Source organism: Saccharothrix sp. AJ9571 (assembly GCF_021725495.1).
Taxonomy (GTDB): domain Bacteria; phylum Actinomycetota; class Actinomycetes; order Mycobacteriales; family Pseudonocardiaceae; genus Amycolatopsis; species Amycolatopsis magusensis.
Map to the genome: position 1 here is coordinate 1,371,938 of NZ_CP091382.1, position 12,753 is coordinate 1,384,690.

Genomic DNA, 12,753 nt, shown 5'->3' on the forward strand with positions numbered 1-12,753 from the left:
CGTAGGCTGGTCGCATGCTTCGCGCGCTGGTGGTGGCCGACGAGGTGGACGAACGGCTCTGGGCGGGCGCGGTGAGCGGCCTCTCGGTCGACCTCATCCTCGGCGCCGGCGATCTCCCGTTCGACTACCTCGAGTTCCTCGCCGGCGCACTGGACCGGCCGTGCGTTTTCGTGCCCGGCAACCACGATCCGGATCTTTCCGGCTTCACCAGGTACGGAGGTCTGTCCATGCGGGACGGTTTCCCGGCGCGTTGGCCCGGCCCGGCGGGCGGGGTGAACGCGGACGGGCGGGTGGTCGACGTCGCCGGCCTGCGCATCGCCGGGCTCGGCGGGTCGATCCGCTACAACGACGGTCCGAACCAGTTCACCCAGGGGCAGCAGGCACGCCGGGCACGCAGGCTGGTGCGCCGGGCCGAACGGCGCCGCCGCCGTGACGGCCGCGGGGTCGACGTGCTGCTGACGCATTCGCCGCCACGGCACCTCGGTGACCTGGAAGACCCGCCGCACCACGGGTTCGACTGCCTGCACCGCACCACCGAGAAGCTCACGCCGCGCTGGTTGCTGCACGGGCACATCCACCCGCACGGGCAGCCGGCGCCCGACCGGCGCATCGGGAACACCGTGGTGCGCAACGTGGTGGGACAGCAGATCATCACCTTCGAGGTGGAACGATGAACCGAGACACCGGTTTTCCCAGGGCCGACGCCGAAAGCGACTTCCTGCGCGCCCGGCGGCGGCAGGTCCTTTCGCGCCTGGCCAACTGGCTGCGCCGGGAACCCGACGACGTCAACATCATGCTGCCGTTCCACGAGGTGGTGGACGCGCTCGGCTGGGTCAGCGAACGCCGGATCGGCCTGCGGGTGATCCAGCTTTCGTCCATCGTGGGCAGTGTCGACCGCGGCCGTGACTTCGACCGCCGGTTCCGCCCCACCTCGGGCCGCGTGCGCGAACGCTGGGAACGCCTCGCACTGGCGGCCCGGCGCGGGGAGAACATCCCGCCGATCGAGGTGTACCGGATCGGCGGCCTGCACTTCATCATCGACGGCCACCACCGCGTCTCGGTCGCGCACGCGATGGGCCTGGACATGATCGACGCGCAGGTCACCGAGGTCCGGACCAAACTGGACCCGGCGGGCATCCGGTACCGCGGCGACCTGATCGTCAAGGACTACCGGCGCATCTTCCTCGAGCGCGTCCCACTGACCGGCCAGGCACGGGCGTCGGTGATCGTCTCGGACCCGTGGGACTACGCCGAACTCGGTGAGCACGTCGAAGCCTGGGGCTTCCGCCTGATGCAGGACGAAGGCGCCTTCCTGGACCGCCAGACGATCGCCGCGCGGTGGTTCGCGGAAGAGTACGAACCGGTCGTGCGGATGCTGCACCAGGCCGACCTGATCGGCACGCGCACCGAAGCCGAGGCGTACATGTGGGTGGCCGGGGAGCGCTACCGCCTCATCCGCACCCACCGCTGGGACGACGAGGTCATCGAAACCCTGCGCACCCAACGCTGACCACGACACAAATGTGGCTTTCGGGGCGTAATCCGCCCCCAAAGCCACATTCGTGACACCACCGCCCCAGCCGCCCCCCTCGGTGCCGTGAAAGCCACATTCACGGCGAAATCGGCCGTGAAAGCCACATTCACGGCACCACCCACTCCCCAAGGCGAGCCGGGCACCCCAACCCCCGGGACCACCCACTCCCCAAAGCGAGCCGGGCACCCCAGCCCCCGGGACCATCCACTCCTCCCGCCCCACCCCGATCCGCCGCAAAAAACACGGCGGGGGTTGCCTTGTCAAGGCATCATTCCCGCCTTGACAAGGCAACCCCCGCCGTAGTCACACTGAAAAGGAGGGGTGGCCCACTAACCCATCAACCCGCGTACGTCAGATTCTTCCCCGATGAAGGGTCGAAGATCTGCACCTTGTCCGCGTCGAACCACACATCCAGCGGTTCACCCTCCCTCGCCCCGGACGAAGCCGACAACCGGGTGACGATCGCCGAGCCGCTGTCCGGCACATCGGCCGAACCGCTGTCCGCGGCCAGGTCCGCCAGGTCCGACGAAGTCGCCTGGGAACCTTCGACCGTGAAGTGGGCGTACTTCTCCGAGCCCATGGACTCGAGCACGTCCACCGTCGTGGTGAAGATGACGCCACCGCTCTTCTGCGCGTCGTCGAGCAGTGCGGCGTCCTCGAAGTGCTCCGGCCGGATGCCGGCGATCACCTCGCGGCCGCCGTCGGCTGCCTCCACCAGTCGCCGCACGCGGTCGGTCAGCGCGACCGCGCCGAACGGCGTCTGCAGCGACCCGTTCTCCAGCGTGGCCGGGACGAAGTTCATCGACGGCGAGCCGATGAACCCGGCCACGAACAGGTTCGCCGGGTTGTCGTAGAGGAACTGCGGCGAGCCGATCTGCTGCACGTACCCGCCGCGCAGCACCACGACCCGGTCGCCGAGGGTCATCGCCTCGGTCTGGTCGTGCGTGACGTACAGCGTGGTGGTGCCCAGCTGCTTCTGCAGCTTCGACACCGAGGTCCGCATCTGCCCGCGCAGCTTGGCGTCCAGGTTGGACAGTGGCTCGTCCATCAGGAACGCCTTCGGGCTGCGGACGATCGCCCGGCCCATCGCCACGCGCTGCCGCTGGCCACCGGAGAGGTTGGCCGGCTTGCGGTCCAGGTGCTGGGTCAGGTCCAGGATCTGGGCCGCTTCGTCCACCTTGGCCTTCACCGTGGCGTCGTCCACTTTGGCCAGCCGCAACGGGAAGGCCATGTTCTCCCGCACGCTCATGTGCGGGTAGAGCGCGTAGGACTGGAACACCATGGCGATGTCGCGGTCCTTCGGCGCCTTCTCGTTCACCCGCTTGCCGTCGATGCGCAGCTCACCGGAGGAGATGTCCTCCAGCCCCGCCACCATGTTCAGCGTGGTCGACTTCCCGCACCCGGACGGTCCCACCAGGATGATGAACTCGCCGTCGGCGACCTCCAGGTTGACCTCGGACACCGCGAGCGCACCGTCGGGGTAGCGCTTGCTCACATTCTCGAGAACGATCTCAGCCATTTCCGCACTTACCCCTTAACGGCGCCGGAGGTCAGCCCCGCCACGATGCGACGCTGGAAGAACAACACGAACAGGATGATCGGCACGGTGATCACCACGGCCGCCGCGGAGATCGTGCCCGTGGGGTCCTCGAACTGCGAGGACCCGGTGAAGAACGACAGCGCCGCCGGGACCGTGCGCGAGGCCTCGGTCGAGGTCAGCGAGATGGCGAACAGGAAGTCGTTCCAGCAGAAGATGAACACCAGGATCGCCGTGGTGAACACCCCGGGCGCGGCCAGCGGCGCGATGACCCGGCGGAACGCCTGCGCCGGGGTGGCCCCGTCCATCTTCGCCGCCTTCTCCAGCTCCCAGGGGATCTCCCGGAAGAAGGCCGACAGCGTGTAGATCGCCAGCGGCAGCGCGAAGGTGATGTAGGGCAGGATCAGCCCCGGCCAGGTGTCGAACAGCCCGAGCTCCCGTTCGATGTTGAACAACGGGGTGACCAGCGAGACCTGCGGGAACATCGCGATCAGCAGCGAGACGCCGACCAGCAACTGCTTGCCGGGGAAGTCCAGCCGCGCGATCGCGTAGGCCGCCATCGTGCCCAGCACCACCGCGATCACCGTGGCGATGATCGCGATGCCGATCGAGTTGACCAGCGCCCGGAGGAACTCGGTGGTGGCGAAGATGTCCGCGTAGTTCTGCAGGGTCCACTCGGTCGGGATGAAGTTGCCGTCCGAGAGGGTTTCCTTGCTCTTCAACGACAGCGACAGGATCCACAGCACCGGGAACAGCGCGTAGACCACCACCACGATGTCGATCAGGGTCCACTTGGCCTTGCGGCCGCCTGTGACCGCTCCTCCCATGACCATCAGCGCTTACCTCCCGGATCGCTGCCCGGCGCCGCGGTGCCGAAGACCTTGATGAAGATGAAGGCGATGATGGCCACGGTCAGGAAGATCAGCACGGCCATCGTGGACCCGATCCCGAGGTTCAGCCCCTTGATCAGGTTGTTGTAGGTCTGCATGGACACCGACGAGGTGTCCTGCGCGCCGTTGGTGAGCACGAAGATGTTGTCGAAGATGCGGAACGCGTCCAGCGTGCGGAACAGCAGCGCGACCAGGATGGCCGGCTTCATCACCGGCAGCATCACCTTGGTGAACCGCTGCCACGGGCCGGCCCCGTCCATCGACGCCGCCTTGAGCAGGTCGTCCGGCACCAGCGCCAGCCCGGCCATCAGCAGCAGCGCCATGAACGGCGTCGTCTTCCACACCTCGGCGAGCACGATGATCGACAGCGAGGACAGCCAGTCGGTCAGCGGCGCGGAGCCGACGAACAGGTTGGCCAGGTAGCCGGTCTTCGGGGTCCAGGCGTAGTACCAGGAGAAGGCCGCGACCACGGTGACGATGCCGTACGGGATCAGCGAAACCGTGCGCACCAGCCCGCGCGCCACCAGCGTGCGGTGCATGACCAGCGCCAGTGCCATCCCCAGCACCAGTTCGATCGCCACGGAGACCACGGTGAGCCCCATCGTGGTGGCGAACGCGGTCCACCAGTAGGAGTTGGTCAGCACGGCGGCGTAGTTGTCGAAGCCGACGAACTCCTGCTGTCCGGGGAAGCGGAGGTCGTAGCGCTGCAGGGAAAGCCAGATCGAGTAGATGATCGGCCAGCCGGTGACCGCGATCATCACGATCGCGGCCGGCGCGCAGAGCAGCAGCCCGAGCCGCCGTTCCGCCTTCTTGCCCTCGCTCAGCGGCGGCTTTCCGCGTTTGCCACCGTTGACGGCGGTCGCCGCGGGCGCCGCGGGGTCGGCGACGGTCACGGGATCACTCCCTTCGACTCGAGTGCGTCGGCGAGCTGCTTGCGCAGTTCCTCCGCGGTGGCCCGCGGATCGATCGCCGACGGCGGCGACAAGACCTTCGACATCACCGTCGACAGGTTCTGGTATGCCGGGGTGAGCGGGCGGACCGCGGCGTTCTTCAGCGCCTCGAGGATGGTCTCCCGCATCGGGTACTGCGTGTCCATGCTCGGGTTGTCGTCACTGGCCGGTTTGGTCGGATCCAGCGGCGTGGTGTCGGTGTAGAGCGCCTCCAGCGTCGGCGGCACACCGTCGTTGAGCGCGGAGAACTTCTGGCTTTCCGGGCTGCGCAGGCACAGCGCGGCTTCGAACGCCTCCGGCTTGTGCCGCGAGGCCGTGCTGACCGCGAGGTCGTAGCCACCGATCGTGGTGCGCGCGGGCTGGCCCGGCACCACCGAGGGGTAGGTGGCCCACTTGAAGTGCTGGAGGTCGTCCGGCTTCTCCTTCTTGAAGGAGGGGTAGACGAACGGCCAGTTCAGCTCGAAGGCACCGGTGCCGTCCTGGAACGCCTGGCGGACCTCGTCCTCCTTCTGGTTGGTCAGCGAGGCGTTGGTGACGCCCGAGGAGGTGACCCGCTTGAGGATCTCCAGCGCCTTGACCGCGCCCTGGTCCATCACCACGGACTTGCCGTCCTCGGACAGGATGCGCCCGCCCGCCGACTCGACCAGCGTGTTGTAGATGACCACCAGGCCCTCGTACTGGGCGCCGGTGAACAGGATCTCGCTCGGCTTGCCCTGCGCCTTGAGCGCGAGCGCCTGGTCGATCATCTGGTCCCAGGTCTCCGGCGGCGCCGGGGTGACCCGGTCGTCGTACCAGAGCAACTGCACGTTGGTGTTCTTCGGTGCGGCGTAGAGCTTGCCGTTCCACGTCGCCGTCTCAAGTGGACCGGGCAGCACGCCCGCCGAAGCCTGCGCCTTGTGCTCGCCGGTCCACTCCTCGGCCCAGCCCGCCTCGGCGAACTCGGCCACCCAGTTCACGTCGAGGCCCAGGATGTCCAGGCCCTCGTCGCCGGCGGCCAAGCGGCGCACCATCTGCTCGCGCTGGCCGTCCGCACCACGCGGGAGTTTGTTGTAGACGATCTCGTAGCGACCGCCGGCCTTCGTGTTGCACTGGTCGACAACCTTCTGGAAGTTGTCCTCCGGCGCGTAGTAGATGTTGATCTTCAGGCCGTCGCTCGACCCGCAGGCGGTGAGCAGGCCGGCGGCCATCAGCCCCGCGCCCAGAACCGACAACGCCCGTCCAGGCGAACGTCCTCGCCGGTTCCTGGCGTTCGCTTTCCCCATCTGGCCTCCTTCCCAGCGCGCACGCTCGGTGGAAACACGGCGCGGTGTTTTGGAGAGCCACGCCAGCACCCCGACGTGCATGGCGTCGGGCTGGCACGAATAGACCCGTCTCGTGCGGCCCGACCGGTGCACAGCAACTTATGCCCGGCGATCACCGGCCGCAAGCAATGACCGTAACGATTCAGCGATTTAGGCTGAACTTAGGGAAATCTTGCGGTATACAGCAAAACGGCTCAGCGTAGCGGTAACAAGAACGTCCGCCGATCCGGGCCTCAGATCGCCCCTGGCGAGCGCATCGCGTGCCTGGCCAGCAGGTCGCGGGCCTTCTCCGCGTTGCGCGGCTGGCACAGCACGTCGTACCGCCCGGCCACCAGCTGGCTGGTCGAGGAGAAGTCGCGGCGCCCCTTGGTCAGCGAATAGCTCATCGCCGCGGTGATCAGCCCGAACAGCACACCGGCGGCGAGGCCCACCAGGATCGGCGGGGCCGGACTGCTCCCCGGCGGGGAGAACACGCTCAGCAGCAGTCCGATCAGCAAGCCGAGCCAGGCTCCGGAAATCGCCCCGGTGCCCAGCACCTTGCCCCACGACAGCCTGCCGACCACCCGCTCGACGAGCATCAGGTCCACGCCGACGATGGTCACGTCCCGCACCTCCAGCTCGTTGGAGGCGAGGTGTTCGACCGCGCTCTGGGCCTCCTCGTAGGTGCCGTACGAACCCACCGGCCAGCCGGTCGGCGGAGTGGGCAGGCGGGGCTGTCCCGGCGCGGGACGCCCGGCGGAGGAGAACGGACCGGTCAACTTGATCACCTGTTGCTCTACGCGGAGGGACGCGTCCATCCTGCCAACCCCGCGCGCTCCTGGCTAACCAGGTACCCCGTTCAGCCTCGGGATTTGTACTCTCGGAGCAGCCCGCGGCTGATGATCGTCTTCTGGATCTCGCTCGTGCCCTCGCCGATGAGCAGGAACGGGGCCTCGCGCATCAGCCGCTCGATCTCGTACTCCTTCGAGTAGCCGTAGCCGCCGTGGATGCGGAACGCCTCCTGCGTGACCTCGGCGCAGTACTCGCTGGCGATCAGCTTCGCCATGCCCGCCTCGACGTCGTTCCGCGCGCCCGAGTCCTTCAGCCGGGCCGCGTTGACCATCATCAGGTGCGCGGCCTCGACCTTGGTGGCCATCTCGGCCAGTTTGAACGCGATGGCCTGGTGCTCGGCGATCGGCTTGCCGAAGGTCTTGCGCTGCTGGGCGTACTCCACCGCCAGCTCGAACGCCCGGATCGCGATGCCGCAGGCACGCGCGGCCACGTTCACCCGGCCGACCTCGACACCGTCCATCATGTACGCGAAACCCTTGCCCGGCGCCTCGCCGAGCACCTTGTCCGCGCCGATCCGGAAGCCGTCGAACACCGCCTCGGTGGTGTCGACGCCCTTGTAGCCCATCTTCTCGATCTTGCCGGGGATGGTCAGCCCCGGCGCCACCTCGCCGAAGCCCTCCGGCTTCTCCACCAGGAACGTCGTCAGGTTCTGGTGCGCCTTCTCGGCACCCTCGTCGGTGCGCACGAGCAGCGCGATCAGGTTCGAGCTGCCGCCGTTGGTCAGCCACATCTTCGCGCCGTCGATGACGTAGTCGTCCCCGTCGCGCTTGGCCTTGGTCTTGATCGCGGCCACGTCGGACCCGAGGTCCGGCTCGGACATGGAGAACGAGCCGCGCACCTCGCCGGTGGCCATCCGGGGCAGGAAGTGCCGCTTCTGCTCCTCGGTGCCGTGCCGGGAGATCATGTGCGCCACGATGAAGTGCGTGTTGATCACGCCGGACACGCTCATCCAGCCGCGCGCGATCTCCTCGACCACCAGCGCGTAGGTCAGCAGCGATTCGCCGAGCCCGCCGTACTCCTCGGGGATGGTGATCCCGAACAGGCCCATCTCCTTCATGCCCTCGACGATGTCCGCCGGGTAGGTGTCCGCGTGTTCCAGCTCCTGGGCGTGCGGGATGACCTCCTTGTCGACGAAGGAGCGGACCGTGGAGAGGATCTCGGACTGCACGTCGGTCAGTCCGGCGGTCTGGGCGAGGCGGGCCATCATTGGCTCCTTGATCTTCCGACGCGGCGCGGCATTGGTGGGTTACCCGCGAGTATGACCGGAGATGTCCCGTACTGCTATGAGCGCGCTCACCCCCGGGCGCTACGGTGAGCGCCGGATCAGCGGCACACGAGGGGGCTCGATGAGCAATCCGCAGGACCCATACGGCCAGCAGGACCCGTACGGCCACCCGTCCGGTCCATTCCCGCAGCAGTCGGGCGGTTACCCCCAACCGGGTTACGGTCCGGCGGGGTACGGCCCGCCGGGACCGCCGCAGAGCCAGGACCAGGGCATGGCGGTCGGCTCACTGGTGTGCTCGATCGTCGGCATCTTCATCTGCCCGGCCGTGCTGTCCGTGGTCGGCATCGTGCTCGGCCACATCGCGGTCGGCAAGGCGGACCGCGGCGAAGCCGGCGGGCGCGGCATGGCCATGGCCGGGCTGATCATCGGCTACGTGACCATCGCGCTGATCATCGTCGCGGTCATCGTCGCGATCGCCATCGGCGCGTTCGACCGGTAGTGCGGAGTCGCGGAAATGAGCTATCCCCAGGATCCATACGGCCAGCAGCAGAACCAGTACGGCCCACCGTCCGGCGGTAACCCCCAGCAGCCCTACCCCTACCAGCCGGGGTACGGCTACGCCTACGGCCCCGGCGGTCCGCACAACCAGAACCAGAACCAGGACCAGGGCATGGCCATCGCGGCGATGGTCTGCGCGATCGTCGGCGTGGTCGGCTGCGGCGGCGTGCTCTCCATCGTCGGCCTGGTGCTCGGCCACATCGCCTACGCCAAGGCGAAGCGCGGTGAGGCAGGCGGCCAGGGCATGGCGCTGGCGGCGATCATCATCGGCTGGATCGTGGTGGCGCTGATCGTCATCGGCGTGCTCATCTTCCTGATCGCCGGCTTCGCCACCGACTGGGACTTCAACTAGGCGTCTTCCCGCGGCGAGCGCGGCTTCGGTGCCACGGCACCGTCGTCGCGGTTCGCCCGGTCCAGGAACCGCAGCAGTTCCACCGGGAACGGCAGCACCAGCGTCGAGTTCTTCTCGCTGGCGACCTGGACCACCGTTTCCAGCAGGCGCAGTTGCAGCGCGGCCGGGTGGTCGGACATGGTCGCCGCCGCCTCGGCCAGCTTGTACGAAGCCTGCAGTTCGCCGTCGGCGGATATCACCCGCGCCCGCCGCTCCCGCTCGGCCTCGGCCTGGCGGGACATCGAGCGCTTCATGCTCTCCGGCAGCGCGACGTCCTTGATCTCCACCCGGTCGATGTGGATGCCCCAGCCCAGCGCCGGGCTGTCGATCAGCAGTTCCAGGCCTTCGTTGAGGCGCTCGCGGTTGGACAGCAGGTCGTCGAGGTCGCTCTTGCCGATGATCGACCGCAGCGAGGTCTGCGCCACCTGGCCCACGGCGCTGCGGTAGTCCTCCACGTTGACCGCGGCGAGCACCGGGTCGGTGACCTTGAAGTAGACCACCGCGTCGACCTTGACCGTGACGTTGTCGCGGGTGATGCCGTCCTGCGCGGGCACGGGCAGGGTGACGATCTGCATGTTGACCTTCTGCAGCCGGTCGGCGAACGGCAGCAGCACCACCAGCCCGGCTTCGCGGATCTTCGGCCGCACCCGGCCGAAGCGGTAGACCAGCCCGCGTTCGTACTGTTTGACCACGCGGATCGTCGAGACCATTCCGGCACCGGCCAGTACGACGACGCCGGTCAGGATTTCCAGCAGCATGGCGGCTCCCGGGGAAAACCCCCTCGCGTCGAGTTTACGCCTTTCGGCAGGGTGTTCCCGTGACCCGATTCGAGATTCCCGCCCCGTTTTCCACGCGGATCTGCCAGCGCGAGGGCGACCGGGGACGGGCGTGGCTGGCGGACCTCCCGGCCCGGCTGGAGGAGTACCTGACGCGGTGGTCGCTGACCATCGACGGCCCGGTGCGGTACGGGTACGCCGCGGTGGTGCTGCCGGTGGTGCGCACCGACGGGACGCCGGCCGCGCTGAAGCTGACCTGGCTGGACGCCGACACCGCCGACGAGCCGATCGCACTGTCCACTTGGAACGGTCGAGGAGCGGTGCTGCTGCTGGCGCACGAACCGGGGGTCCTGTTGCTGGAACGGCTCGCCAGCGGCCGTGACCTGGACAGCGAGCCGATCGACGCCGCGATCGCGATCATCACCGGCCTCCTGCGGGAAATGACCGTGCCCGCGCCCGCGCTGCGGCGTCACCTGCGCGCGGAGGCCGAACGCTGGACCGCGGAACTCCCCCGCGAATCACGTGAGCTCGGCCACCCGCTGCCACGGCGGCTGGTCGACGCGGCGGTCGGCTTCGCCCGCGAACGCGGCCCCGAAACCGCGTCACTGCTGGTGAACCAGGACCTGCACTTCCAGAACGTGCTCGCCGGGACGCGGCGGCCGTGGTTGGCCATCGATCCGCAGCCGATCGCCGGTGATCCCGAATTCGGCGTGGGCCCGCTCATCTGGAACCGGGCCGGTGAGACACCGGTGGCGCGGCGGCTGCGGGCCGTCGTCGACGGCGCCGGGCTCGACCCGGAACTGACCAGGTCGTGGCTGCTGTTCCGGGCGGTCGACGCGTGGTTCTACTCGACGAGCGCCGGTGACCGGCGGCTGCTGGACGCCCTGCGCCCGGTGCTGGACTGGGCGCAACGGCTCCCGGCGAACGGCCGAGCGCTCGGTTAGTCTTCGGCTATGGCCGCCGTAAACCGCGTTTTCGCTGCTCAATTGGCCGGTTTACCGGTGTTCGGTCCGGACGGCGAGTCCATCGGCAAGGTGCGTGACCTGGTCGCCGGGCTCCGCCTGGACCAGCAGGCACCCCGGGTACTCGGGCTGGTGGTGGAACTGGCCACCCGGCGCCGGGTCTTCGTGCCGATGCTCCGGGTCACCTCGATCGAGCCGAACGCGGTGACGCTGACCACCGGTTCGGTCAACATGCGCCAGTTCCACCGGCGCCCCAACGAGGTGCTCGTGCTCGGCCAGCTCGCCGACGCGCACGCGACGCTGGCCGCCTCGGGCGTGCGGGTCACCGTGGCCGACGCCGCGATGGAGCCCACCCGCACGCGCGACTGGGTGCTGGCGAGGCTGGCCGTCCGGGAGCGCAGTTCGCGCCTCGGACTGGGCCGCCGCCGCTCGTCGCTGCAGGTGCTGCCGTGGAGCGAGGTCGCCGGGCTCGGGCTGGCCGACCTGGCCGTGCAGCCGCAGGGCGCCGGGCAGCTGCTCATGCTCTTCGACACCATGCGGGCCGTGGACGTCGCCGCCACGCTGCGGGACCTGCCGGTCAAGCGGCGGCACGAGGTCGCCGACGCGATGGACGACGAGCGGCTGGCCGACGTGATCGAGGAACTGCCCGACGACGACCAGAAGGACCTGCTCGGCTACCTCGCCGAGGAACGGGCCGCCGACATCCTCGAGGCGATGAACCCCGACGACGCCGCCGACCTGCTCGCCGAGCTGACCCCGGCCGACCAGCGCAGGCTGCTGGAACTGATGGAACCGGAGGAGTCCGAGCCGGTCCGGCGGCTGCTGGCGTACTCGTCGGACACCGCGGGCGGGCTGATGACCCCGGAACCGGTGGTGCTCACGCCTGACGCCACGGTCGCCGAGGCGCTGGCCCGCATCCGCAACCCGGAACTGCCCGCCGCGCTGGCCACCATGGTCTTCGTCTGCCGCCCGCCGCAGGCCACGCCCACCGGCCGGTACGTCGGCTGCGTGCACTTCCAGCGGCTGCTGCGGGAGCCACCGGCGGAACTGGTCGCCAGCGCCGTCGACACCGACCTGCCCGCGCTGCGCGCCGACGCCACGCTCACCGAGGTCACCCGGTACTTCGCGGCGTACAACCTGGCCTGCGGGCCGGTGGTCGACAGCGGGGACCACCTGATCGGCGCGGTCACCGTGGACGACGTGCTCGACCACCTGCTGCCGGAGAACTGGCGCGAAACCGGCCTGCACGACGTGGGTACGGCGAATTCCAAGGAGTCCGAACTTGCCTGAGCCCCATCACCGCCGCCGGCTCGACCAGCCGCGCGCCGGCCGCCGGATCGGCCTGCGGCTGGACCCGGACTTCTTCGGCCGGATCACCGAGCGGGTCGCGCGCTTCCTCGGCACCGGCACGTACCTGTTCTGGCAGACGCTGACCGTGATCGTCTGGATCATCCTGAACCTGACGGCGGTGTCGCTGCGCTGGGACCCGTACCCGTTCATCCTGCTCAACCTGGCCTTTTCCACCCAGGCCGCCTACGCCGCGCCGCTGATCCTGCTGGCGCAGAACCGGCAGGACGACCGCGACCGGGTGTCGCTGGAGGAGGACCGAACGCGGTCCGCGCAGACCAAGGCGGACACCGAGTTCCTGGCGCGGGAGCTGGCCGCGCTGCGGCTGGCGATCGGTGAGGTGGCCACCCGCGACTACCTGCGCGGCGAGCTCGACAAGCTGCGTGAGGACCTCGACACCAAGCCGCGCAAGAGCCGGGCTCGGAGCGGCACTACCGATACGTAACATGGA

At 68.8% G+C, this 12,753-nt stretch carries 14 protein-coding genes; 7 read left to right on the forward strand and 7 right to left on the reverse strand.

Annotation, left to right across the window (positions count from 1 at the left end; genetic code table 11):
- The first annotated feature begins 14 nt into the window (after positions 1-14).
- Together L3Q67_RS05505 and L3Q67_RS05510 are read left to right on the forward strand one after the other, a co-directional pair.
- Positions 15-674, forward strand: coding sequence for a metallophosphoesterase family protein (locus L3Q67_RS05505; protein ID WP_499188504.1), 660 nt, complete (start codon positions 15-17; stop codon positions 672-674).
- Positions 671-1,510, forward strand: coding sequence for a chromosome partitioning protein ParB (locus tag L3Q67_RS05510; protein ID WP_499188505.1), 840 nt, complete (start codon positions 671-673; stop codon positions 1,508-1,510). The genes L3Q67_RS05505 and L3Q67_RS05510 overlap by 4 nt, the downstream gene beginning before the upstream one ends.
- A gap of 361 nt (positions 1,511-1,871) precedes the next feature.
- Here the strand turns inward: L3Q67_RS05510 and L3Q67_RS05515 are convergent, their stop codons facing one another.
- The 6 genes from L3Q67_RS05515 to L3Q67_RS05540 all read right to left on the reverse strand — a co-directional run bounded on the left by L3Q67_RS05515 (position 1,872) and on the right by L3Q67_RS05540 (position 8,247).
- Positions 1,872-3,053: an ABC transporter ATP-binding protein gene (locus tag L3Q67_RS05515; RefSeq protein ID WP_499188506.1), complete on the reverse strand. Its 1,182-nt coding sequence runs from the start codon at positions 3,051-3,053 to the stop codon at positions 1,872-1,874.
- Positions 3,054-3,061: 8 nt separating this feature from the next.
- Positions 3,062-3,904: a carbohydrate ABC transporter permease gene (locus tag L3Q67_RS05520; RefSeq protein WP_499188507.1), complete on the reverse strand. Its 843-nt coding sequence runs from the start codon at positions 3,902-3,904 to the stop codon at positions 3,062-3,064.
- The gene (locus L3Q67_RS05525; protein ID WP_499188508.1) at positions 3,904-4,854 is read right to left on the reverse strand and encodes a carbohydrate ABC transporter permease; all 951 of its coding nucleotides are present in this window, start codon (positions 4,852-4,854) and stop codon (positions 3,904-3,906) included. Before L3Q67_RS05525 ends, L3Q67_RS05520 begins: the two co-directional genes overlap by 1 nt.
- Positions 4,851-6,173, reverse strand: a complete 1,323-nt coding sequence (locus tag L3Q67_RS05530; protein ID WP_499188509.1) for an ABC transporter substrate-binding protein — start codon at positions 6,171-6,173, stop codon at positions 4,851-4,853. The genes L3Q67_RS05525 and L3Q67_RS05530 overlap by 4 nt, the downstream gene beginning before the upstream one ends.
- Before the next feature lie 272 nt (positions 6,174-6,445).
- Positions 6,446-6,976: a YflT domain-containing protein gene (locus L3Q67_RS05535; RefSeq protein ID WP_209671084.1), complete on the reverse strand. Its 531-nt coding sequence runs from the start codon at positions 6,974-6,976 to the stop codon at positions 6,446-6,448.
- Between the two features lie 74 nt (positions 6,977-7,050).
- A complete protein-coding gene (locus L3Q67_RS05540) occupies positions 7,051-8,247 on the reverse strand; it encodes an acyl-CoA dehydrogenase family protein (protein ID WP_499188510.1) in 1,197 nt (398 codons plus the stop codon).
- Between the two features lie 79 nt (positions 8,248-8,326).
- On the opposite strand from L3Q67_RS05540, the gene L3Q67_RS05545 reads away from it, so the two are divergent.
- Positions 8,327-8,767, forward strand: coding sequence for a DUF4190 domain-containing protein (locus L3Q67_RS05545; protein ID WP_499188511.1), 441 nt, complete (start codon positions 8,327-8,329; stop codon positions 8,765-8,767).
- A 15-nt stretch (positions 8,768-8,782) separates the two neighbouring features.
- A complete protein-coding gene (locus tag L3Q67_RS05550) occupies positions 8,783-9,178 on the forward strand; it encodes a DUF4190 domain-containing protein (RefSeq protein WP_499188512.1) in 396 nt (131 codons plus the stop codon).
- Here the strand turns inward: L3Q67_RS05550 and L3Q67_RS05555 are convergent.
- On the reverse strand, positions 9,175-9,975 hold the full coding sequence (locus L3Q67_RS05555) for a slipin family protein (protein WP_499188513.1): 801 nt from the start codon (positions 9,973-9,975) through the stop codon (positions 9,175-9,177). The genes L3Q67_RS05550 and L3Q67_RS05555 overlap by 4 nt on opposite strands.
- A 59-nt stretch (positions 9,976-10,034) precedes the next feature.
- Here L3Q67_RS05555 and L3Q67_RS05560 point away from each other — a divergent pair, with 59 nt between their 5' ends.
- From L3Q67_RS05560 to L3Q67_RS05570, 3 genes are read left to right on the forward strand one after another with little or no spacing between them, the layout of a single operon-like run.
- On the forward strand, positions 10,035-10,937 hold the full coding sequence (locus tag L3Q67_RS05560; protein WP_499188514.1) for an aminoglycoside phosphotransferase family protein: 903 nt from the start codon (positions 10,035-10,037) through the stop codon (positions 10,935-10,937).
- Between the two features lie 9 nt (positions 10,938-10,946).
- Positions 10,947-12,245, forward strand: a complete 1,299-nt coding sequence (locus L3Q67_RS05565) for a magnesium transporter MgtE N-terminal domain-containing protein (protein ID WP_499188515.1) — start codon at positions 10,947-10,949, stop codon at positions 12,243-12,245.
- Positions 12,238-12,747 carry a DUF1003 domain-containing protein gene (locus L3Q67_RS05570; protein WP_499188516.1) on the forward strand — a complete coding sequence of 170 codons (510 nt, stop codon included), beginning with the start codon at positions 12,238-12,240 and terminating at the stop codon, positions 12,745-12,747. The genes L3Q67_RS05565 and L3Q67_RS05570 overlap by 8 nt, the downstream gene beginning before the upstream one ends.
- Positions 12,748-12,753 lie beyond the last annotated feature (6 nt).

Coding starts and splice junctions, on each gene's coding strand:
- L3Q67_RS05505 (WP_499188504.1), top strand. CDS start 15: ATGCTTCGCGCGCTGGTGGTGGCCGACGAGGTGGACGAACGGCTCTGG.
- L3Q67_RS05510 (WP_499188505.1), top strand. CDS start 671: ATGAACCGAGACACCGGTTTTCCCAGGGCCGACGCCGAAAGCGACTTC.
- L3Q67_RS05515 (WP_499188506.1), bottom strand. CDS start 3,053: ATGGCTGAGATCGTTCTCGAGAATGTGAGCAAGCGCTACCCCGACGGT.
- L3Q67_RS05520 (WP_499188507.1), bottom strand. CDS start 3,904: ATGGTCATGGGAGGAGCGGTCACAGGCGGCCGCAAGGCCAAGTGGACC.
- L3Q67_RS05530 (WP_499188509.1), bottom strand. CDS start 6,173: ATGGGGAAAGCGAACGCCAGGAACCGGCGAGGACGTTCGCCTGGACGG.
- L3Q67_RS05540 (WP_499188510.1), bottom strand. CDS start 8,247: ATGGCCCGCCTCGCCCAGACCGCCGGACTGACCGACGTGCAGTCCGAG.
- L3Q67_RS05545 (WP_499188511.1), top strand. CDS start 8,327: ATGAGCGCGCTCACCCCCGGGCGCTACGGTGAGCGCCGGATCAGCGGC.
- L3Q67_RS05550 (WP_499188512.1), top strand. CDS start 8,783: ATGAGCTATCCCCAGGATCCATACGGCCAGCAGCAGAACCAGTACGGC.
- L3Q67_RS05555 (WP_499188513.1), bottom strand. CDS start 9,975: ATGCTGCTGGAAATCCTGACCGGCGTCGTCGTACTGGCCGGTGCCGGA.
- L3Q67_RS05565 (WP_499188515.1), top strand. CDS start 10,947: ATGGCCGCCGTAAACCGCGTTTTCGCTGCTCAATTGGCCGGTTTACCG.